Annotated in this window: 21 protein-coding genes; 5 read left to right on the top strand and 16 right to left on the bottom strand. The window is 35.4% G+C overall.

Annotation, left to right across the window (positions count from 1 at the left end; translation table 11 throughout):
* Positions 1-88: 88 nt before the first annotated feature.
* Both C7P63_RS01645 and C7P63_RS01640 read right to left on the bottom strand, forming a co-directional pair.
* Positions 89-559, bottom strand: coding sequence for a MarR family winged helix-turn-helix transcriptional regulator (locus C7P63_RS01645; protein WP_125942419.1), 471 nt, complete (start codon positions 557-559; stop codon positions 89-91).
* A gap of 84 nt (positions 560-643) precedes the next feature.
* Positions 644-1,852 carry a serine hydrolase domain-containing protein gene (locus C7P63_RS01640; RefSeq protein WP_165863743.1) on the bottom strand — a complete coding sequence of 403 codons (1,209 nt, stop codon included), beginning with the start codon at positions 1,850-1,852 and terminating at the stop codon, positions 644-646.
* A 108-nt stretch (positions 1,853-1,960) separates the two neighbouring features.
* Between C7P63_RS01640 and C7P63_RS01635 the strand changes: the two genes are divergently transcribed.
* Positions 1,961-2,581, top strand: a complete 621-nt coding sequence (locus tag C7P63_RS01635; RefSeq protein ID WP_125942417.1) for a TetR/AcrR family transcriptional regulator — start codon at positions 1,961-1,963, stop codon at positions 2,579-2,581.
* 118 nt (positions 2,582-2,699) lie between these two features.
* Here the strand turns inward: C7P63_RS01635 and C7P63_RS01630 are convergent, their stop codons facing one another.
* The 3 genes from C7P63_RS01630 to C7P63_RS01620 all read right to left on the bottom strand — a co-directional run bounded on the left by C7P63_RS01630 (position 2,700) and on the right by C7P63_RS01620 (position 5,221).
* The gene (locus C7P63_RS01630) at positions 2,700-3,716 is read right to left on the bottom strand and encodes a D-alanine--D-alanine ligase family protein (RefSeq protein WP_125942416.1); all 1,017 of its coding nucleotides are present in this window, start codon (positions 3,714-3,716) and stop codon (positions 2,700-2,702) included.
* A 391-nt stretch (positions 3,717-4,107) separates the two neighbouring features.
* Complete coding sequence (locus C7P63_RS01625) at positions 4,108-4,623, bottom strand: ClbS/DfsB family four-helix bundle protein (RefSeq protein ID WP_125942415.1); 516 nt, start codon at positions 4,621-4,623, stop codon at positions 4,108-4,110.
* A 58-nt stretch (positions 4,624-4,681) separates the two neighbouring features.
* Entirely contained in the window at positions 4,682-5,221 is a 540-nt protein-coding gene (locus C7P63_RS01620) for a DUF924 family protein (RefSeq protein ID WP_125942414.1), read from the bottom strand.
* Positions 5,222-5,397: 176 nt separating this feature from the next.
* Between C7P63_RS01620 and C7P63_RS01615 the strand changes: the two genes are divergently transcribed.
* Positions 5,398-6,825, top strand: coding sequence for a leucyl aminopeptidase (locus C7P63_RS01615; protein WP_125942413.1), 1,428 nt, complete (start codon positions 5,398-5,400; stop codon positions 6,823-6,825).
* Positions 6,826-6,878: 53 nt separating this feature from the next.
* Here C7P63_RS01615 and C7P63_RS01610 read toward each other — a convergent pair whose 3' ends face one another.
* From C7P63_RS01610 to C7P63_RS01590, 5 genes are all read right to left on the bottom strand, one after another.
* Entirely contained in the window at positions 6,879-8,051 is a 1,173-nt protein-coding gene (locus C7P63_RS01610; protein ID WP_125942412.1) for a WxLIP family cell surface protein, read from the bottom strand.
* 98 nt (positions 8,052-8,149) lie between these two features.
* Positions 8,150-9,421: a WxL domain-containing protein gene (locus C7P63_RS01605; protein WP_125942411.1), complete on the bottom strand. Its 1,272-nt coding sequence runs from the start codon at positions 9,419-9,421 to the stop codon at positions 8,150-8,152.
* Positions 9,422-9,479: 58 nt separating this feature from the next.
* Entirely contained in the window at positions 9,480-10,394 is a 915-nt protein-coding gene (locus C7P63_RS01600) for a WxL domain-containing protein (RefSeq protein WP_125942410.1), read from the bottom strand.
* A complete protein-coding gene (locus C7P63_RS01595) occupies positions 10,384-10,734 on the bottom strand; it encodes an EF2685/EF0750 family sortase-dependent surface protein (protein ID WP_125942409.1) in 351 nt (116 codons plus the stop codon). Before C7P63_RS01595 ends, C7P63_RS01600 begins: the two co-directional genes overlap by 11 nt.
* On the bottom strand, positions 10,734-13,601 hold the full coding sequence (locus tag C7P63_RS01590) for a lectin-like domain-containing protein (protein WP_125942408.1): 2,868 nt from the start codon (positions 13,599-13,601) through the stop codon (positions 10,734-10,736). The genes C7P63_RS01595 and C7P63_RS01590 overlap by 1 nt, the downstream gene beginning before the upstream one ends.
* Positions 13,602-14,077: 476 nt before the next feature.
* On the opposite strand from C7P63_RS01590, the gene C7P63_RS01585 reads away from it, so the two are divergent.
* The 3 genes from C7P63_RS01585 (at position 14,078) to C7P63_RS01575 (ending at position 16,490) form a co-directional block, all read left to right on the top strand.
* Positions 14,078-15,157: an ABC transporter permease gene (locus C7P63_RS01585; RefSeq protein ID WP_125942407.1), complete on the top strand. Its 1,080-nt coding sequence runs from the start codon at positions 14,078-14,080 to the stop codon at positions 15,155-15,157.
* Between the two features lie 4 nt (positions 15,158-15,161).
* The gene (locus tag C7P63_RS01580) at positions 15,162-15,827 is read left to right on the top strand and encodes an ABC transporter ATP-binding protein (RefSeq protein WP_125942406.1); all 666 of its coding nucleotides are present in this window, start codon (positions 15,162-15,164) and stop codon (positions 15,825-15,827) included.
* Positions 15,828-15,908: 81 nt separating this feature from the next.
* The gene (locus C7P63_RS01575) at positions 15,909-16,490 is read left to right on the top strand and encodes a TetR/AcrR family transcriptional regulator (protein WP_125942405.1); all 582 of its coding nucleotides are present in this window, start codon (positions 15,909-15,911) and stop codon (positions 16,488-16,490) included.
* Between the two features lie 67 nt (positions 16,491-16,557).
* Here the strand turns inward: C7P63_RS01575 and C7P63_RS01570 are convergent, their stop codons facing one another.
* The 6 genes from C7P63_RS01570 to C7P63_RS01545 all read right to left on the bottom strand — a co-directional run bounded on the left by C7P63_RS01570 (position 16,558) and on the right by C7P63_RS01545 (position 22,930).
* Positions 16,558-18,468 carry a M13 family metallopeptidase gene (locus C7P63_RS01570; protein ID WP_125942404.1) on the bottom strand — a complete coding sequence of 637 codons (1,911 nt, stop codon included), beginning with the start codon at positions 18,466-18,468 and terminating at the stop codon, positions 16,558-16,560.
* A gap of 47 nt (positions 18,469-18,515) precedes the next feature.
* Positions 18,516-19,397, bottom strand: coding sequence for a S66 family peptidase (locus C7P63_RS01565; protein WP_125942403.1), 882 nt, complete (start codon positions 19,395-19,397; stop codon positions 18,516-18,518).
* A 17-nt stretch (positions 19,398-19,414) separates the two neighbouring features.
* Positions 19,415-19,678, bottom strand: coding sequence for a hypothetical protein (locus C7P63_RS01560; RefSeq protein ID WP_125942402.1), 264 nt, complete (start codon positions 19,676-19,678; stop codon positions 19,415-19,417).
* A gap of 357 nt (positions 19,679-20,035) precedes the next feature.
* Positions 20,036-20,575 (bottom strand): GNAT family N-acetyltransferase, encoded by a 540-nt coding sequence (locus C7P63_RS01555; protein WP_125942401.1) that lies wholly within the window; start codon positions 20,573-20,575, stop codon positions 20,036-20,038.
* Positions 20,576-20,655: 80 nt separating this feature from the next.
* On the bottom strand, positions 20,656-20,952 hold the full coding sequence (locus tag C7P63_RS01550) for a hypothetical protein (RefSeq protein ID WP_125942400.1): 297 nt from the start codon (positions 20,950-20,952) through the stop codon (positions 20,656-20,658).
* Positions 20,953-21,100: 148 nt separating this feature from the next.
* Positions 21,101-22,930 carry an FtsX-like permease family protein gene (locus C7P63_RS01545; RefSeq protein WP_125942399.1) on the bottom strand — a complete coding sequence of 610 codons (1,830 nt, stop codon included), beginning with the start codon at positions 22,928-22,930 and terminating at the stop codon, positions 21,101-21,103.
* Positions 22,931-22,933: the final 3 nt, after the last annotated feature.

Here is a 22,933-nt window from a genome sequence, read left to right as displayed (position 1 = left end):
TACTAGAAAGTGACACAATGTCACTTGCTAGTAGTTACTTAGTATAGTGACAAGGTGTCATTTTGTCAATAAAAAAAGAAAAAAATTCTTAAAAAGAACTTTTTTCTTTATCTTGATCTTGTTGCTCTTTAATTTCCATATAAAGTTTTTGAATGACAGATAAGGCCATATCTAGCTCAGAAAGTTGTGTGTCATTCATTTTTTCTAAATCACGTTCTAAAATATTTAAATAAGCCTGGAGTAACTCTTTAGCAATTTTGCGACCTTTAGAGGTTAGACTTAAATCAAAAGAGCGTTTATCTTCTTCTGACTGTTCTTTACGAATGACTTCTTGTTCTGCCAAATTACGAATAAGCCGACTGGCATAACCTTTATCCAAATCTAAACTTTCTTCAATTTCAACAGCTGTAAGAGTTTTACGATCATACAAATCTAAAATAATGCGGATTTCATTGAAGTTAAATGGATAACCAGACATTTTCTTTTGAATATGATTTAGGTAATTGGACAGAAGGGCCATAAAATTTCGAAGTTTACTAGCTTTTTCATCTAATTTCATGTTATCCCCCTCCTTACTTTCTTTATATACTTATCATACCTTTAATAGTTGACAAGCACAACTAAACCGTCTTCATTCTCCCAATTATTTTTGAGAAAGCATGTTATATAAATCTTTTGAGTACCGATGAATCGAATTTTTAGGATTTCTTTCATTGGTAATTAAAATAACTCCCTTACTTACATCTTTATTTAAACGAACGCTAGTTTCAAATCCTGAAATAACTCCGTGACTATAAAGTGTGTCTCCGGACACATACATCCCGCCTTGATAATAATAGGTATAAGGCTTAGTTGTTTTTTCACGTAACAGGGACAAACTTAAAGGAGTTAAAACTTTCCCACTAGCTAATCCTTGATAAAAACGAAGCAAATCAGACACGGTCATATAAATATCTCCTGTCCCCATTTCTTTAGTAAAAGTGCTTGGCTTAAAGGGAACTTGTTTAGCTACGTGGTTCTCTCCTAATAGGTAGCCTTGGGTCACTAACTCCTCTTGTTTTAAATCGGTATAAAAACCTGTTTGAAATAATTGTAAAGGTTCTATCAACACCTCTCTAAAATAAGCTTGATACGACTTACCTGTCACTTTTTCGATAATACTAGCTAATAAGGTGTAGTTAACTGACTCGTATTTCCACTTTTCTAAAGGTTCATAAGTCACATGTTTTAGTGCATAAGCTAAATACTCTTTTTCAGTCGCAAAACTTTGGCTAGTTTCTTTTAACGTTAAGCCAGAAGTCATGTCTAACAGCGAACGAATAGTGATAGTGTCACTATTTGGCACCTCAGGATAAAATTTATTTAAAGGAGTATCAAAGGATAACTGACCATTCTCTATTAATTTCATCACCAATACCCCTGTCATTCCTTTTTGAACCGAACCGACAAAGTAAGGAGTATCTAGCTGATTAGATAGGTTTAAACGTTGATTAGCCTGACCATAACTTTTCGCTAACAGTGGTTGATTGTTTTGAAAGAAAATAGCCGTTCCCACAAATTGATTACTCTTTAATACTTTTTCCATTTGACTAGCCAACTCATTCACTGGTTCTATTTTTTTCTTAGGGATCAGTTGCTCTTTCTTTCCCTCTTTATCTCCGCTATTTTCCGCTATCTTTTGTTGGTACAAGTGTTCCCATTTTTGACTGGTCTTTTTTTGCGAACTAATTTCCTTATTTAGCTCTGCCATAACTTTTTCGTATTGTGGTTCTAACCAATAATGAAATCCGGCTAAAAAACCAAGACTAGCTAGCAACATACCGACTAGCCCAATGAATAGATACTTGTTCATTCTCATATATCTTCCCTTAACTTTCTTAACGCTTTTTGATATTGACATTCTTAATCAATTTGCTATACTTTGGACAATTGAATCAAACCATGTAGAAAGGACTTAGCTATGCCAAAATCCACCTTTTTAAACTTACCTGAAGAAAAACAAGCACTTATTTTAGATGTTGCTCTAGAAGAATTTTCAACCCACTCATTTCACGAGGCTTCTGTTGCCAATATTATTGAAGCCTGTCAAATCTCTAGAGGCAGCTTTTATAAATACTTTGAAGACTTAGAAGAGTTGTACTACTATTTGTACCAAGTCATCACCAAAACCTCTCACACCTCTGTTTTAAGCTGTATCCAGCAAGAACAGGGAGATTTATTTAACGGGTTAGAAAGATACTTGGAGCAGTTGTATCAAGATTTTTCAGATGAACGTTATCACCGATACTTTAAACAAATCATTCTAAATCAAAGTGTCTTAATGGAAAAAAAATTACAACAACCAACAGAACGCATTACTCCCCACCACTTCCTAGAAGTCATTGACTTAACTCCTTTAACTATTCAAACTGAAGCAGAATTATTTAGCTTTTTCAGTGTATTAGTGCCAATGGTTCACCGCTGTATTGCTGAATATTTTATGAAAGATTGGACAAAAGAAGAGCTAATGGCTGCTTACCAAGGGCGTATTCACTGGTTAAAACAAGGGGTCCTTGCTTCTAAGTATAAACAAAATAACTAACTTTTTTTATTTTTTTGTTTTTTTTTAAAAGATATTTATAAAAATAGTTCCAAATAAAAGAAACTCATCTTTTTAACCTGACTAAAGGCTAAAAAGATGAGTTTTATCAGTCTTTTAGTTATTTTTTAACGGCTAATTGAACTATTTTTTCACACAACTCATGATAGGTTATCCCAGCAGCTTGAGCTTCTTGAGGCATTAAGCTAGTAGGGGTCATCCCTGGTAAACTATTGGCTTCTAAGAAGAATAATTCCTGTTTGTCATTCATTAAGAAATCAATGCGGGAATAAGACCCTAATCTTAAAGCATGATGCGCTTGAAGGGCTAGCTCTTGCATTTGAATAGTTACGGCTTCCTCTAATGGAGCTGGGGTAATTTCAGTAGTTGCTCCTGCTTGATATTTATTTTCATAATCATAAAAACCTGTGTTAGGAATAATTTCAATGACAGGTAAGGCTTGTCCTTCTAAAATAGCGACCGCAAATTCACGGCCAGTTATTTTTTCTTCTATAAGAGCGGTGTCGTTGATACTTTGAATATAAGACACTGCTTGGCTAAAAGCTTCATCATCCTCAACTATTTCCACACCAATACTAGACCCGTTACTAGCTGGTTTGACTACCACTGGGTATTTAGCTGGTTTAAAATGATCATCATACACCGCCCAACGTGGGGTAGGAATATCATGAAAGGCAACCAACTCTTTAGCTACTAACTTATCCATCGCTAAATAACTTCCTGCATAGTTAGATCCTGTATAAGGTATCTCGTATAAATCAAGCAAGGCTTGAATTTTACCATCTTCTCCAATCGCTCCGTGTAAAGCAAGAAATACCACGTCTGCTAATTGACATAAATCTAGCACATGCTCGCCAATAGCTTGGGTTCTTCCCCCATGCTCTTTTATAAGAGCGGCTAAATCGGGCGCTTTTTTAGGAACTTGATACTCGTAACTCTTTTGTCCCAACTCTCTTATCCCTTCAGCAAAGCTTGTATAAAGTTGAATCGATTGATATACATCTAAACAAATAACCTCATGTCCATTAGTCATTAAGGCGTTCGCAATTTTAGCCCCAGATGATAAAGACACATCTCTCTCATAACTTAATCCACCAGCTAACACGACAATTTTCATAGCGATGACTCATCTCCTTTATTCCATTACTTGTTGACTATAACATATTTTTTTAAAGAGAATCGTTAAGTTTCACTTAATTTATCTTTTCCTGTATCTCCTTTTAGAAAGTTAATCGTCCATCATAAGACAAACTGATCATTTGATTAAATAACATCTATTAATTAATATTACTGAAACTTCGTGATAAACTCAAAAGGAGTATTAAACTATCTATTTTTATCAACTAATCAGTTAATAAAGTGTATTAACATGTTTTTTATTATATTAATCATACAAACAAAACTACCTAAGCACATTTTAAACAGTCTGCACCTAGATAGTTTTATTTGTGACATAATTATTATCATATTTATCGTACTTTCCTGTCAAAGAAACACGTATCTTCTGACTAGTTTGCCTGGGACATTTTTTTCCATTTTCTAATCTTAGGCCGAAAATTAGTAAAAGGAGCAACAGAATTAATATGCACCCATTTCCAAATAGGCCATTTAGCTTGTGTGGTAGCCCACTGCCGTTTTTCCGGAAGAAATAACTCTTCCTCTGAAAAATTAGCTACCCACTGACAAAAAAGCGGCACTAATTGATTAAGCTCGGCTATTTGCTTAGCTAAGCTATCTGCTTGGTAATTTTCGTAAAAACTTTGATAAAGCGGTCCTAGTTGATTCCATTTATACTCAGGGGTTGGGGTGACAACTTGTTCTCCTTGTTGCTCTTGTTCTTCCCAACTCATTAGAAGATTTAGCCAACCTAGCTGATAACTAATCATTTGACTAGGAGAACGGTCCACTCCTTCTACTTGTAAGTCTTTTTCTTCCTCTTTTACTTGCTCAAATTCTTGAATAAATTTGTGGTAACTAGCTAAAATTGCTTCAATTAAGGCGTCTTTTGACTCATAACTTTTCATTTAAGAACTCCTTTTTTTCTAAAATAGGATGACACATTTATAATAAGCGATTAGTTAACTAAAAAGAAGAGTCTGGTCCCTCTAAAAAGGTGATTTCTTCTGGAGTAGATTCTCGGTCTAAGATGGTATTCCGGTGTGGATACCGACCAAACCGTTCAATGATTACTCGGTGTTTTTCTTCGTAGTGTTTCGTTGTTTCTAAACCGGGTTCATCAAAATAACTAGCAGCTTGCTGATGAATCACTAAAGATTCAGAGTGCATAAAAGGCATATAAAGAAAGCTTTTTTCCTGAATAGACAACTGATCCACTTGCCCTGTTTTAAGTGCCTCTTGGGCTAACACTAAAGCCATACCGTCTGAAGCAAAGGCTTGTTTTTCTCCTCGGAAAATATTCCTAGAAAATTGATCCAAGATGATAATTTCAGCCAAACGTCCTTGGATAGTTTGCCGAAAATGAGCTAATTCTCCTAAAGTAGCCTGTCTATGAATGACACCAAACTTTTCCGTTAAAAGCGCATCGAAGTCAGCACTGACTTTAAAATGCTGTGAAGGTTCTGTTTCTTTAAACCAAAAATCTAACACAACTTGTGGGTCCATCTAAATCCTCTCCTTTCATTTATCTTCAGTTTAACAAAAAAAGAGGCATTAACCAAAAGAAGACCTTTGAATAAAGTTGCTTTAAGCTCAGGCTCTAGGTAAAATGAAGAGAAGGATCAGTCTGCTTTAGATAACTGATTACTTGATTAAAATTCAGAAATTTCGGAGGTGCACCTATGTCGATTACTATTGGCAAAGAAGGAGCAGTACAAGCAATTTTTACGTATCAAGGAGAGATTCAAGATGAAATGAATCTTCAATTAGTGGAATATGTGAAAGATCATCAGTTATTCACTGGTAAAAAAGGAGAAATTTTTACCGATCTAGGCCCTAACGGAGCAAATCAAGCCTTTGTAGGTTTAGGAGAAAAAGAAACATCTGATGCCCAAGCCTTTCGTTTAGCTGCTTTCCAGTTAGCTAAAAAAATGGAACAACTAAAAGTTAGTGAGGTTGCTATTCATCTACCAACTTTAGTTAATTTATGTACTTGCCGGTCTGTTGGCTACATAACAGAAGGGTTAATTCAAGCCACTTATACCTTTGAGGCGTATAAATCAGAACAAAAACCTTTATTTGAAACCAACTACTTCTTTGTGACTGATCACAAACCAGAAAAAGTTCAAAAACGTATCGAAGAAGTCACTAAATTAATGGAAGGGGTGTTTTTAACTAGAGATTTAGTCAACACACCACCTGTTGATATGGATCCAGAAACCTTAGCCGATGCAGCGAAACAAACCTTAGAACCTTTAGGCGTACAAGTAGAAGTATTAACTCGCCCAGAAATTGAAGAACTAGGCATGGAAGCTTTCTTATCTGTGGCTCGTGGTTCTAAAAAAGAACCTCGCTTTATCGTGATGAAATACTTACCAAATCCTGACCAAAAAGCGATTGCCTTAGTCGGAAAAGGGATTACGTATGATTCAGGCGGCTACGCATTAAAACCTGCTAAAGGCATGGAACACATGAAAAATGATATGGCAGGAAGTGCTTCAGTCATTGGTGCTATGTATGCAGTAGCTAGTAACCAACTAGACAAAAACGTGGTTGGCGTAATAGCTGCTTGTGAAAACTTAATTTCTGGTGACGCTTATAAAAATGGCGACATTATTGGTTCAATGAAAGGCACTTCGATTGAAGTCATCAATACTGATGCTGAAGGTAGAATTACTTTGGCTGACTCTTTATATTATGCAGCTACTGAAATTGATAGTGAAGTGATTATTGACTTAGCTACCTTAACTGGCGCTTGTGTGGTTGGTTTAAGTGACTATATCACAGGACTTGTAACGAATAATGATGCACTTTGTACTAGCTTACGAGTAGCAGGAGATGTTTCTGGTGAATACTTATGGCCACTCCCTGTTGTCGATGAGTTAAGAGAGCAAGTCAAAGGAAAATTAGGCGACTTAGTCAACTCAACAGGTAAACCTGGAGGAGCTATGACAGCTGGTATTTTCTTAGAAGAATTTGTTGAAGGAAAACCTTGGGTACATATGGATATTGCAGGCCCTGCTTTTGCTTCTGGTGCTTATAGCTATCTACCAGACGGAGCTAGTGGTATTCCTGTTAAAACCTTGTATCACTTTATTAAACAAGCTTAATCCAAAAAAATCGACGAGAGATATAAATATCTCAAGTCGATTTTTTATTTCACTTATTTATGACGTGAAGAAGATTTCCGTCGTTTTTGACTAGAACTTGATTTAGTAGAACTTGATTTAGACCGAGAAGATTTTTTCTTCCTGCCACTAGATCCACTAGATTTTGCTGCTAACTTAGCTTCTAGCTCTTGTTTTTTGCGACGATTGTGAAGCATATAAATAATAAGCAGAACCACCATCACAACCGCAATCACAATAGCGATAATGATCCATAGTTTGTTATCTTTTTCTGGTTCTACAGAAACATCTTTATCATTATATTTGTTGGCTTCTGAACGAGTTATGGTAAACTCTCGCTTAAAGTGCCACTTATCATCTTTTCCAGCAGTAACAGTCATGTCTAACATGTATTTTCCTGCTCGCATATACTTTCCGTTATACGGAATAGGATATTTAAAATAAGAGTTAGGAGCCATTTGCATATCGGACTTAATAGAGTGTAAAACCGTATCTTTATCGTTTCGTTTTTGATAGACTTTAGCATCTACTTTCATCTGATTTAAGTATTTAGGTTTAGTGTTACGCAATGTTGCACTGACAACATTTCTAGCATTATTTTGATCTGCTTTTACTTTACCTAATACCAAGTCAGATTTAACTGGCGTTTTTGACTCTCTTAAAACTACTGCAATAGCATAAGCGAACTGATTATTAATGTTCATCCCTGCTTGAGCAGAGGTATTTTCTTTTTGATTGTCATCCATAATAGTAATCCCACCTACTAAGATACCATCAAAAGATTGAGAAGGCATACTTACTTCAAAACGCATTGGTTTAGATTTTTTTGCCTCTACTTCCACTACTTTATCTATTGGTTTTACAATTTTTTCAATCGAATGCTCTAACGTTTTATCTGGTTTACTCGGTGCTTCTCCATACTCCACAACCCCATTTGTGTTAGTCGTTGCTACCTTGATAACCGGTTTTACTTTAATTGTTTTTTCACCATTATTAACTAGATTAATTTCAATCGTCTGTTTTTGTCCTGGTTTCATAAGTAAATCAAAATAACCTGATCTAGATAATTGATTGTCTGGATATTTTGGTTCTGGATAAAACTGCATTTCCTCTGCCTGACCGATAATTGGAAACAAAAAGAAACATATCACCATAAATAATAAATGATAACCACTTCTTTTTTGCCTGTCAGTATGCAATTTGTTCATGTCTTAGTTTCCCTTCTATATAGTTTCCCTATTAAAACAGATTAAATGCCAAAAAGAAACTCTCTTTGACATTTAATCGTCATACTTATATCTCTAAATTATTTTTGACCGTTGTCACCGCTAGGCATCTCTTTTCCTGGAGCAGCTGTTAATGTCCAAGTAAAGCTTGCCATATATTTATCGTCAACATTAACTTCTGTATTTTTAGGTAATTTCAACTGAACATTTTTATTACGGTTTTTAGCGAAATATTCATTTTTTAACTTGTTAAATGTAAACTCTTGGATGTCTGTTAAGTCCTCAAGCCCTTTACCTTCAAGAGCTTTTCCATCTACATCTCCACTTTTAATACCTTGAATAAATTGTTGTAAAGTTAATTGTTTTTTATGGTCTTTATTATATTTTGTTAATGCTTCGTTAAATACTTTTACCTTATCTAAATCTTTAGCATTAACGATTTTGTAAAAGTTAGGATCTCGGTCGTTATCCTTTTCGCTGTCGTTTAATTTTATTCCTTCAAGACTTAACCCATCATCATCTTTCACATCTCCAAAAGCAGCAACATAAGTTCCAACCCCTTGAGGCTTGGCATTTTCAAAAGTCATAACTTCTACATCTTCTCTAGTTGGTTTAATCGTAATATTTTGGTTAACCTTTAAACCAATAGCCGTAGCATTCTGTACTTTGTCCTCATTTGTTCCTTCTGTACTAGCTACTTTACCAATTCCGTTAGCTAAAATGATTTCAGTCTCTTTTAGTTTTTGCCCTGGTTCTTGGTCTCTTTCTTTAATGCTCACTATCTCTTGCTTGCCTGTATCTGGTGCATAGTTTTTAACAGCCATACCATTCTCATCATATTCAGGTGTAACAAAATCACCATTTTGTTTAACCTTAACTGTCCAATTAGGTGAAGCGTACTCACCTGGTCTTGTTTCAGCTACTTGAACAGAATGAGCTACTTGGTGTGCATGAGTTGTATCAATTTCGTATCCAGCATTAACATTTTTATCTGCCTCAGTTTTTGCTTCAGCTGATTTAAACACTAAATCGTTTAAAGCAGAATAATAAGCAGTTCCTGCTTCTAAATAGTTAAAACCAAAGTGGAAGTTAGAGGCATAAATAATACTTAACCCATCTACTGGTAATGGACGATCTGGATCAGTTGGATCTACTGGTTTAATTGGTTTGTCTGGGTCTGGGTCAGTTGGGTCCACTGGATCAGTTGGCACAATGTTTTTAAGGAAGGTAATATCCCCTTTTGTGTTTAAATGATCCGCTTTTTCTGGTTCAGCTGCTAGGCCAATTGTTGGCGCTACTGCTCCTAAAACTAATGTACTTAATAATAAACTACTCAAAACTTTCTTTTTCATTATGTTCTCCTCGCTTTTTTTATAGTTGAATTAATTTAAATTAATTAATTACGTCCTATTATGTTTCTAAATTAATAGGAACATTGGATAGTACCCATCTTAATGTTGTTTTGTAAAACACTGGATAGATAGGTTGATTTCCTGGTACTTTCAAGGTAACTCCTTGATTAATCCACCGGTCTTGAACCAGTGTTCCGTCAAGTTTTTTAGTCACCCCTTCATAACCAACCGTCTGATTTTCATCGATTGTTTCTTTAGCCAACTGATTGGCTGGTTGATTTTCTGATTGATTCGCTGTCTTTTCATAGGCACCCGTACCATAAACAGCTTGCCAAGTCCCACCTCCATAACCTTCTTTAGCAGTCATAACATGAGACGTCACATTGGGTTTTATAACCACATTTGTTGCATAAACATTTCCTTCATCTTCTGGTTCTTTTTGCAGAGAAACAGTGTGGGGATAACGTAATCGTATCTCCGTTCCTAAAATCTGTTTCTTAGCGTCTTTAACATCAGTAAAGGTTTGTTCTTGTTTAACACTCAATGTCCAACCAACGAAGCTCCGTCTTTTATCTGTAATCTGAAAAAAATGTGGCACATAAAATAATTTAGCTGGTGTTCGTCTATTGTCTCGTATTTCTTGAGCAGAGGCGTAATACACCTGTTCTGTGTTCACTATCTTTTGTTTTCCAAAGAAAAGACTAGAAGCAAAATCAATACTAAGTGGCCCGTCAGTTCCCGGATGAGGTCCATCTGGATCGATTGGATCCACCGGTTCAACAGGTTTTTCTGGATCGGTTGGATCTACTGGTCCAGTTGGTTCATTTGGATCTACTGCTTCTATAAAGGTAATAGATCCCTTTCTGTGATACTCATCTAGTAATGACGGAATTTCGTCAGCATAAACCTGACTAACAAAAAGAAAACATATAATAAAGCCCCCTAAAGAGAATAAGCATTTTTTATGAGTCATCTGATGCCTCCTCTCTATTTTTATGCCGATGTTTCCACCAAACACTCAATAAGACGAGTATGACTCCTATAGCTAACAAAATAAATCTTTGTTGTTCTCCCATTTGTGGAAGTTTTTGTCGCAGTTGATTTAAATAATCATGGTCTTTCAACGGCTCTTCAGGAGTTGGGGTTGGATCAGGCGTTTCCGGTACCTGTTCCTCATCTTCGTAAAAAGAGACACCTGAATAACTAGGAAGACTAGCTGCAACAGCAATAGAAGCTGTTTGGTAGAAGCCACCGACTAGGGAAACTAACACAATTAATATAGTGATGGGTGTTGCAAAAGAATGTTTCACCACTATAATCCCCCTCCTTTCCCAGGAACTACATTTGATGGGACATTTTCTAGCTGCCATAAAAAGTCAGCTTGATAAGAAGGGTGTTCATTATAGGCAGCATTCAGAATATCTTCCTGTGCCATTTTTATTACAATCCCTTGATCAGGGTTGGTTATCACGGTATTATCTATACTTGGATTTAAGCCTGTTTTTAGTAATAAATGGGTTAATTCTTTGATACCATCATCTGAGTCAATCGGCCCTCCTGAAGAAATAATTTGGCCAGACCCTTCTCGGTCAAGAGATAAATCTTCTTGGCCATTGCCTGATTGTCGGTAAAAGATTCCCATTGCTTCATTTTGGGCTTGATTCACAAGTAAGTTTCCTTGATTATCTTTAAAAGGTGCGGATACTTTTAGCCTTAGTTGCCAAGAAGTTCGTTTTTCTTTTTTTCTTGTATCAACTAGTTGTAAGTGATCTGACCCTTCCGGTTGAGGTTTAGTCGGATCTTTAATAATTTGTCCCACACCTACCTCTAAAACAGAAGGTACTCGGTTAGTCACTTCTACTCCGCCAAAACGTAGTTGGTCAGGTACAATTAAATTTAATTGCCCAGGATCCTCTATTTCAGCAGTGACTTTATTCCCTTCAATTTCTGTAATATCTTCACCTGGAATATTTTCGATTTTAAAATAAGCTTGGGCTTTATGTGGATTTGCTTGACCTTTAGGTATTTTAGCCAGAGCTTTAACTTGCATCATGTAAGTTTTTTTAGTTAAGTCATCGGTGATACTACTTACATCCACATTTTTTAACCTGATGGGCGTGTAGCCATCTGGCCTTTTTTCTTCTTTAATAATATCTTCTGGTATTAACTCCTCTGGAAAATCAATGGAGGAATTTTCATCATTACTTAAAGACACTTCCAATCCTTCTTGTAAATACATGACTAAATCAACTTTAGTTTGAGGCAAAACGAGTTTTTCATTAAAATCATCAAAATAACCTTTGATATAAACCTCTTCTCCTTGATCCACTGTCACTTGCTCACTGTCGGCCTCATTAGTCTTATTAATTGTTGTCCGAGGATTTAATGCTTGAGCAGGAATTTGTGGTAATTTGGTAATGGCTAACAGATTATCTTGTACTTGTGCACCGGTTGACCCTGTAAATCCCCAGTAGGCCTCTTTACCACCGAACGTACTAAGTAATTCCTCCTCGCTAAAAGTTTTCGAGCGATTAAATTCATAAGGGTTACTTAATGAATGGTTTTTTAAGCTATAGATTAATTCCCTTTTTTTACTATCCCACTGAATGGTTAATTGTTTCCAATGACCATCTGATAAAGGAGACTGAGCTATTATCGGATCCTCATGTTTAGCATAAACATTCATATTGGATTGATTAGCATCCAAAACTAATTGATAATTTTTCCCTGTCAAATTACCTAAACCTGTATACTGTCTAATGTCATCAACAATGTAATATAATCCGTTAGACTCTTGATATAAGTTTGATTTTCCTTTATATAATTCTGCATTAGGTCTAGCAAAAGCAAGGTGTCCTTTTTTATCGCTCGCTTTTCCTATTCCACCGACAGAATCCATTCCTCTTCCTCTACCTATATCAGCATTATAAAAAGTATCAAACTCAATCGAGTAAGCATTGGGGATATAATCTAGCCCTTGTCTTACATCGTTTCCTCCGTATGCAGCAAACCCAATACTTTTATCGATTTTAATCAACTGATTGTCACCTTTCTGACGAATGTACATGTCTTGAAAAACACCAGGTGATTTAGTAACTACACCGCTAGCCACGTTGGCACATAAAAAAGCTGAATCTCTTTCACTAGAAGCCACCAAATAATGGAGCTGATTATTGATTCTGACAAGTGGCTCATAAATATCTGCTGGATCGTTAGGATTAGGTTGAAAAATAATAGGATGATAGTTAGAACCAAAAACCTGAGACCTATCAAATTTCATCTTGTAGATTGCTCTTAAACCGCTCTCTTCCACCCGGTACATTTTTAACCAATTACCTACACGATTATCCTTTAGCCCTCCTTGATAATCTACCGGTTTATCAGGTCTATTATTGGGAGGGTGGAACTCTCCTGTATAGGCACCTAACCCCACTCCCTTACTCCCTATTGAAATAGATTGATCTGAGGAGTACTTTTCTAGCGGATTGTTCTGTAATGTAAAGGTCATCCCATCCGCTGCGTTTCCTCCTTCATCTCCTAAATACAAATAAGACTCAAAACGAAAATCCTTGGTTAAATCTAATTTATACTTAGACCAAATGGCTCCGTTCTGACCTCTTACTTTATCAGTGACCATCAATGCTTCTGAAAAAGAAACTTCGTAAGTATCTAGCACACTTTTAGTTAATATATATCGACTAGCCACTGAGACTTTCCGAATAATCCCCCAATACCTCTGTATATAGTAAAATCCGCTACCATCTTTTAAAATATCAACCGAAAGATAGCCACCTGAATTATCGAAATATATAGTCTGATTGTCTTTTTGATAATAAGCATAATTTTCATCAAACATAACTGGATAACGTTGACCATTCACAATATAAGTATAGTTACCATCCTTTTTTTCAAAAGTACGGCCATATTTGTCTTCAAAGGTTCCTTCTATGCTATCGGAAGTTGAGGGTACCTTAATATGTTGTGGACCTGATCCAACTGGCTTTTTAAAAAACTCAAAAATTGGAAGACCTCGTTCAGGTAATGGGTTACTTGTTTTTTTTATTGGTAACCTGCTTAAATCAGTTGCGGCTTGAACATCATACGTAGGACAAAAAACAAGAAAAAAAACAAAAAGTAATACTATTTTTGCACATACTCGATACTTATTATTTTTTTTCAAGATATTCACCTACCTTTTTTTATTGATTAAACTTAATAATTTTATTTTTTTAATTACTAGCTAATTGTTATTTGAATAATAACTGTCTAGCAAATTATTATTAAAAAACTAATTTCTTCTAATATACTCAATTGCGTGTTCTATCACAAACCAAAAAAAGATAATATAACAAGGTTTATTTTTTAATAAAAAATAAACCTTGTTATATCAATGGTTATAGCAGGTCTTATTCCTTCTTACACAAAATTGATGTTTTTTTCATCAATTTTGTGTAAAAAAACAACAAAAAATAAAAAATCATTGATACAACAACATATTATTCCATACAAAAAAACAATTATCTTGAAATAAATATCAGTCAGTCAATTACCTCTTTTTACCAAGCAAATCAGTTTACTTATCAGTTGATAAGCGGTATTCTTACATTATCAGCTTATCACTTGATAAACGAATAGACACTTTGGAGGGAATTATATATGTTTTTAGCTTGGCATGAAATAAAATATGACAAACGAAAATTTTTATTAATTATGATTATCATCGCCTTAATTGCTTGGTTAGTTTACGTACTAACAGGATTAGCCACTGGATTAGGAGATGGTAACCGGAAAGCCATCGATCAGTGGCAAGCAGATGGTATCATTCTCAGTAGTGAAGCCAATAAAAGCCTAACAGCCTCTCGGTTAGATATGGCTGACTTAGAAAATATTCACGTGCCGATTAAAGAACCAATTGGGCAGTCCTTGTATACTGTCAAGCGTAAAGGCCAAAAAGAAAACAGCCGGCAAAATGCGGCTGTCTTTGGTATTTTATCTGATAGTTTTTTAAAGCCTGATACCTTATCTGGCCGTTCTTTTCACAATAAAAACGAAGCGGTTATTGCTAGCGACTTTAAACAATTTAATTATAAGTTAGGAGATGAATTGCTTCTTGGCTCTTCCCACACTCCTATTAAAGTCGTAGGATTTTTTGAAAAAAGCACCTACAATTTGGCACCAGTTATTTATCTATCCTTAGACACTTGGCAAACATTAACCTTTAACCGTATACCTAAAAAAGATAACCTAATCAGTGGCATTGTGTATCAAAAGAAAAATAGTGACCTTCATTTGAATCAAGCTTCCCGATATGATCATTTATCTCTAGAGGCTTTCATCCAAAAAATACCTGGTTATTCTGAGCAAAAATTAACCCTTGATGGAATGATTTATTTTCTCTTTGTGATCGCCACTTTTGTCATCGGCGTATTTATCTATGTTATTACGTTACAAAAACAAAAGTTATTTGGTATTTTAAAAGTACAAGGAATACCAACTAGACTTTTAGCCACTTCTGTTTTATGGCAAACTTTTTTATTAAGTAGTCTAGGCATTGTTTTAGGAATGATTTTAACGTTTATTACTAGCTACTTTTTACCAGAGAGCTTACCTTTCGCAATAGATTTCAAAAAAAATGGTGTTTATTCACTGATATTACTTCTTTCTACCCTAATTGGTGGTGCTTTTTCACTTAAAAGTGTCATTAAAATTAATCCGCTTAAAGCTATTGGAGGTTAAAAAAATGAATTCTGTTATTTCTATTCAACAACTTAGTAAAACTTTCTCTTCTGGTGAGACAGAGGTAACGGTTTTACATCACATTAATTGTCACATAAAAAAAGGGGAACTAGTCGCTATTATCGGGCCTTCTGGTTCTGGAAAAAGTACACTGCTTACTATTATGGCAGGTCTTCAAGAACCAACTGAAGGAGAAGTGATGATTGAGGAAGTGACTCTTAACCAGCTAAGTTCTAAAGAGAAATCAGACCTACGCTTTAATAAAATTGGTTTTATTCTCCAATCCTCTAACTTAGTTGACTTTCTTACCGTTAGTCATCAATTTGACTTTGTAGATAAAGTAGGAAAAGGTTCTCCCAAAACCGATTTAAAAAAGTCGTTGATGAAACGTCTTGATATCACCCATTTAAATAAAAAATATCCTGCCCAACTTTCTGGTGGTGAAAGACAACGGGTAGCTATCGCCTTAGCTCTTTATCACCAACCTGCTATTATTTTAGCAGATGAACCTACAGCTAGTTTAGATGGTAAACGAGCCAAAGAAGTTGCTAAATTACTAGCTAGCTTAGCCCATTCTGAAGAAAAAGGTATCGTTATGGTAACCCATGATGACCGTCTTTTACCTTATTGTGACCGCGTTTTAAAAATTGAAGACGGGTATTTAACATAAGTAGTTAGCGAAAAATAATTTGTCACAGACTTCCTTTTCCCTTTATAATAGAGATATTATAAAAAAGCGAGTGTGAATATTATGTCTAGTTTAACTAGGGAACAAGCTTCTAAAATAACCTACGATAACATTTTAGCGGTTGCTACAGATTTATTTATGCGGGATGGGTACCAAAAGACCTCTACACGAGATATTGCTAAAATTTGTCAAATAACTCAGCCTAATCTCTATCATCATTTTAAAAATAAAGAGGTTCTCTATATTGCTGTTTTAACTCGTTTTACAGAAGGAATACAAGAAGACTTAGTCGCTATTAGCCGAAAAAATGATCCTGTTCAAGACCGTTTACTAGAGATGATCCTCTACTTACTCCAATTACAGCCAACTAACCTAATGGGTATGCTGCAAGATATTGCAACAGAACTATCTTATGATAACCGTTTAAGCATGTATCAACTATTTGAGGCAACCTATAAACAACCATTGACTGATCTGTTAAAAAAAATGCCAATAAAAGATGAGTTTACCCATGAAGAAATTGTCAATTTTATTCTTTATCACCTAGCTGCGATGATGAGTATTGATAATCAGTTAACTCCAGTAAGTTTAAAAGAACAGGCTAACCATTTTGTTAAAATTTTATTTGAGGGTGCTTTAAAATAAAATCACCTCTAATAGAAACCCTTATCTAGGTTCTATTAGAGGTGATTTTAATAGATAACTTTATTTTTTACCAAATAGTAACACGCTTGTCTGGTGAAAGATACATGTGATCCTCTCTACTCACTTGAAAAGTGTCATAAAATTCAGGCAAGTTTTGGGGTTGTTTGTTAGCTCGCCAATAATTAGGGGAATGTACATCAATGGCAATGAGCAATTCTTGATACTCTTTAGAAGACTTTTGACGCCAAACACGTGCCCAGTTGATAAAGAACGCTTCTAAATCTACGTCCTGTTCTGTTTTAGCTGCTTCTAATGCACAACTTAATCCGCCTGCATCGGCAATATTTTCAGACACAGTCAAACGACCGTTGACTTGTTTTTCTCCTACAGGTAACCCTTGAAACTGCGTGACCATCTCTTCTGCTAACTGTTCAAATGTTTCATAGTCCTCTGGTGTCCACCAGTTATTCATATTCCCTTTTTCATCAAAAAGAGCACCGTTATTATCAAACGCATGAGAAATTTCATGGGCAATCACTGCACCAATCCCACCATAATTAGCACTTGGATGTTGCTCTAAATCATAAAAAGGAGCTTGTAAAATAGCTGCTGGAAACACAATGACATTTAACTGAGGATGATAATAAGCATTTACTACATGGGCCCCCATTTCCCATAAATCTCGGTCAACTTGTTGACCAAACAGTTTAAACTGATAGGTTAATACTTGGTTAGTAAATCTCTGAGCATTGGATACTAGATTGCCACCATTTTCTTTCGATGTAACCTGTAGTTGCTCATAGATAGGAGCCATTTTGCTAGGATAGCCTACTTGGATGCCTAATGTTTCTAGCTTAGTAACAGCTTTTTCTTTCGTTGCTTGTTGCAACCAACTATTCTTTTTAAGCCGTTGTTTATACACACCAATCATGCGCATAACCATGTCTTCTACATTCTTTTTAGCCTCTTGACCAAAATATTTCTGCCCGTAATACTCTCCTAGCACTTGATCAAAGGTGCCACTAGCTAAATAAAAAGCTTGTTTTTTACTAGCGGTCATTTCCTTACTACCAGAAAGAGCCTGACTATACTGAAAAGCTATTTGCCGGATATCTTCCGTTAAAAAATTAGTAAACGAACGAAGAGTGTTTAGGTAAAGCCATGCTTTCACTTCTTTAAAGGTCGTTGGATTGACCAATTGTTGAAACTGCTCATAATAAGCTGGCTCCATAACAATGATTTCTTTAGGCGTTTGTCCAACTAATGTAGTGATTAACTGTTTAAAAGACATCGACTGACTATACTGATCTACTGTGTCTATCTCTCTTGGGTTGTAAATTCTTTTAACATCTGCGGCTTCCTCTGAACTTAGGGTATAAGGGGCTATTTTTCTATCAAATTCCCGAGCTAACCCTAACAGTTCTTTAGCTTCCTCTTGAGTTTTTCCAACTGCTTGAAGTAATTCACAAGACATGTGATCAAAGACTTGAAGCAACGCCTCTTTAGAAGGATTATCTGCTTCGTAGTAGGTTTTGTCTGGTAAAATAAGAGCAGGAGCTCCTGCATATAAGGTATAATACTGGGCTTCTTTCATATCTGTGTCTACAAATAACTGAAAAGGAACAGGCATGCCTGAAAGAATCCACTCTGGTAGTTGTTGGACTAAGTCATCTAAAGACTGAAGTTTCTCTACCTTTTCTAAATAAGGGAGTAAAGGAGACACCCCTAACTTTTCTCTTAACTCTTGGTCACTAGCTAATTGATAATAAGCCACACACTCTCTCATCGGTGATTTGCCTAGAGTAGGCAGTTTTTCTACTAATAAATCTAAGTCATGCAGTAACTTTTCATCGATTTCTTCAGCTAATTCATGAAAACTACTGATACTTGGTTTATCTGCAGGAATTTCTGTTTTTTCTAGCCAATCTTGGTTGACATAGGTGTATAAATCATCTTGTAACCGACATGTTTTTGTCATATAACTACCTCTTCTCTTTTGTTTCATTGTGCTTAGTTTATCATAGTTTAAAAATTTTGACCTTTTTCTTCTCTTCTCAACTGCCACTCTTTTCCAATCATTAATCCTTTCGACTGAGGACTATGACCAATCTGTTCTGTTCGCACAATCGGTAACGAAGGGGTATCAATCAAATCTAGCAGTAACTCTGTACTACTCGTAAAAGACAGGCGTTGATCTAATTGAGTGAACGTGCCTAATAACACTCCGTTTACTTGTTGGAAAACTCCTAGTTGATGGAGCTGAGCAAAATAGGTTCTAATTTTAGCCTCATCTCCGCTCATGCTTTCTAAAAAAAGTAAGGAGTCAGTCAGGTTAGGAAAATAAGGCGTCCCGGCTAACTTTAATAAACAGCGAATATTGCCTCCTACCACTAAACCTGTCATCTGACTACCTGCTAACCACTGCCAATCTACTTGAAACAAGCTAGGTTGCTGATGAAAAAAAGTTTCCTTCGCCCACTTTTGTGACTGACTTTCACCAGTTTCTGAAACTAAATGCCTTAGTTGATATAAATAAGTGGGTACACCTGTTTTCTTATATATAGCATTTAACAAGGTGGTGACATCGCTATAACCAAAAAAGGGCGTATTAGCCTCCTTGATGACGGACATATCTAAATAAGGTAAAACCTCATTAGCCACATCGCCTCCAGACACATCAAAAATCCCTTGAATACTTGGGTCTTTCATGTATGTCATCAGAATATCCCCTCTTTTTTTAGCGGATGCACTCACTTGTTTTGAGGTAGCATAAAGATAAGGACTTACCTTAACTGTTAGTCCCCAATTATTTAACACTTGTATTAACGCCTTAATTTCTAGTTGTTGTGAGGGTTTTAACCCATTAGAATTGGCCACTAAAGCTACTTGATCTCCTAATTTAAACATACAACTCTCCTTTTTCTTTAATCTCCAGCTGAATAAATGTGTAAATGAGGTAAAATATGATTAGAAAAAATATGATGCACCTGTTTTAAATCTGTTAAGGGAGGGGAAACGTGAGCAGAAACACCGGGATTAGAAAAAATTTGGTTAGTAAACTCCACCTCTAATTCTCTGGCTAACTCTAACGGATTTAACTCTTGACCATTGGCTTGTTTTTTTAAAGACACAAGGTGCTGATTTCCTTTAGCAATCCACTCTTCAACATCAATATAAGGTACTGTCATCTTATTCATCCTTTCTTTTTATCACCTTACATTATACTCCTTGTTTGACTAAAGAAGGAGAAAAGAAAGAGCTAAAAACCTTGCTTTTATGACAAAATTTACGAAAATAAAAACTTATGTAACAAACAGATATGTATTTCATGACATTTTAATAAATAACACTAATTCTGATTGCATCTCTCATCAGTCTGTCATACAATCAATCTAGCTTAAAAATAAATAGATAAATCATCTATTCTATAGTCATATAGCATATATCACTCACTCTCATCTCAAAGAATAACCTTACACACTTTGTTATAGCTATAGAAACCCTCACTTAATCATTAAGTGAGGGTTTATTTTATATAACAATATTTACCAAGATTTTTCCCCTCTAAAATCACTAATTAAGGGTTTAGCTAAATCTAAAGACAGATTAGGAGAATAAATAAAAACCGTTTGATTTTCATCCTTAAACTCTTGTAAGCCAGTAGGGGTATAAGTAGATAGCTGACCTAGCCAAGGTTGCCAATTTAAGCGTTGAAAAAAATAATGTAAGTTGGTGGGAGTAGATAAAACACCAAAATGATAACTTTCTTTAATGATGTGTTTACAGGTCTTCATTAACTGATGTCCCATCCCTTTTTTGCGATACTCTTTTTTCACCCCTAAAGCCTCCACATACCCGACACGATAAGGAACATCTAGGACAGTCATATTTCTTTGAACCACTGAAACATGGCCAACTAATTGCTTGTTGCCATACATTAACACATGAATGCCACCTAGAGCATGATCCAAATCTGTTAATGTGAAGTTTCCTTCATACACACCAATCATTAGTGTTTCTATTGCCCTAATATCTTCATAACTTAAATCACTGGTGTGTTTTTTTACTAAGGTAAATTCAGCCATTTGCTTTTCCCACCCCTACTTGTTTTTCTTACTAACAGAATAACATAGATTAACAGAACAAGGAAAAGTTTCACTGGCTATTATGATAATAAACTAATGGATTGAAAACTTAATAATAAAAGTAGTAGAAAGACATAACCAACTAACATTAGCCCTTCTTGCCAACTTTTTCTAAAAAATAATGGAAAGGGACTAGGCAAAGTTCCCATGAGAATCATCGGTAACCCTAACACACTAACTCCCCCTAAGCCTAATAAGCCGTAAGTTATTTTAGACAAGTTTTCTTGGGGTAAGATTCTGCCAGTTAACAAAACTAAAATCGCCAATAAAAATAGCTGCATCCCTACAATACGTCGACTTAATTGTCGTTTAGTCATATTTCTTCTCCTCCTTTTGCCTTCTTTTATCTTTAACTTTAGTATACCCCTCTTAAACTGAAACCCTGTAAAAGTAAGGTAAACTCTAGGTAAAAAAAGACCTGTCTACATGAACAAGCTTCACGTAAACAGGTACCTCTGTCTTAGATTAATTTTTTTTAGGTAACACAATCCCTTTATAAAGCGTCACTGTTAAACCATAATAAAGGAAATAAACGACACCATAAAGAACAAAGGGTAGAGCAATATATTGATAAGGATTAGGGATGAATATTTTAAACATTTGTAACCCAACTAAAACATGAACAATCCCTAAAATAGCGGGTGCAATAAATAATACTAGTATTTCTTTTTGAATAGATCTGACTAATAATTTTTGACTGACCCCAATTTTATGTAGCATATCATAGCGTTTAATATCTTGATACGCCCCAGTTAAAATTTTAAACATCAAGCTACTAGCTAACATGGCTAAAAAGGCCACCCCTAAGAAAAAGCCCATAAACATAAATCCAGCAGCTAAAGCAGTGACTTGTTGATACATTTCGTATTTACTACTGTTAAATTCAAAGTCTAGATGATGACGTTTTTTCTCTAAGTTGTCGATTTTTTTAAAGAGATCAATATCTGCTTGATAGTCCTTCACTTGCAAAGTTAATATCTTATCAACAGGCGCCTCTAATTGATTAAAGCTCCCTTCATCTACGACTTTAAACTTTAAAGCAACGTTTCGGTCTTGATAAGGATTAGCTAATTGACGAAATCCTTCGACAATGCGCTGATTTAACTTTCCTTTTCCTCCGAACTGATATAAATGATTGACTTTAACAGCTGTATAAGGCATATATTTAGCATCAAATTCTGTGGTTTCAGGAATATATAAAGGGGCACTCTTAAAGTTACTTGCCTCAAAATATTGCGTATCCCCTACTGTTTTACTATGATAGACTGTTTTATTTTTTACAGCTAATTGCTGAGCCGTTGTTTCGATGGCCTTTGTAGGATTATAACTCACCACATCTTGAGCTGTCCTGTCTAGTAAATCCCCAGAAAAACCTTTAAAAGCTACTCCTACTGTTACAGCCCCTAAAGATAAAGCTAGTAACATGGCCACAAGTCCTAACACCCGTGCTAAAGAACTCGCTTTAAAACTTAACTGAGATAAAGTAAAAATGCGAATCGGTTTATGACTAAAAGAGCGGTTGCCTTTTACCCACTTAACTAAAGTTGGAAGTAGTCCTTGGAAAAATAAAAATGTTCCAGGAGTAATCGTGATTATGGCTAAAAATACCCCAATAATATTTAACTGAGCAATATGAACCATAGTAGCATAGCCAATCCCAATTAACACAAGAGACACTAAAATTTGGACAAAAGTTACCACCGGTTTACGGTTTAATTTTTCAGATTGATGGTCTGCATAAAGTAAGTCAATGGTTTTCGTTTTGGTTAATTTAGAAATATTGACTACTGTAGTTAAAAAGAATAACACGGTAAAAAAGATTAGTGTAACTAGTACCGCTTTTGGCACAAAAAATTCATATGTATTAGAAGGCAAATCAATTACTCTGGTTAGATAGCCCCCCATTCCTTTGGCTAAAAGCATCCCTGTTAACACACCCGTTACCATAGCGATAAACCCAATAAACAAGGTTTCAATTGCCATCATTTGAGAAATTTTTTTCTTTTTTGCTCCTAGCATCATATACATGCCGTACTCTTTACGCCGCATAGACAGTAAAAAAGAATTGGCATAAAAAATATATACAATGGTAATCATTCCTAGTAAAAAGGCTCCTAATTGGAACACAATGGCTACCATGGAAACCGTGGGAATATTTTTCTCTAAAAAGTTAGTATTTAAAGATAAGGTCTGAAACATGTAAAAAATAGAAATCGCAATAATTAGTCCCATCATTAAGACTAAATAATCACGCCACCGTTTTTTTACACTGGTTAAGGCTAATTTTCTCATCATAAG

Origin of the sequence: Vagococcus humatus (genome assembly GCF_003950325.1) — a bacterium.
GTDB classification, from domain to species: domain Bacteria; phylum Bacillota; class Bacilli; order Lactobacillales; family Vagococcaceae; genus Vagococcus_C; species Vagococcus_C humatus.
This window is presented reverse-complemented; position numbering and strand designations above follow the sequence as displayed.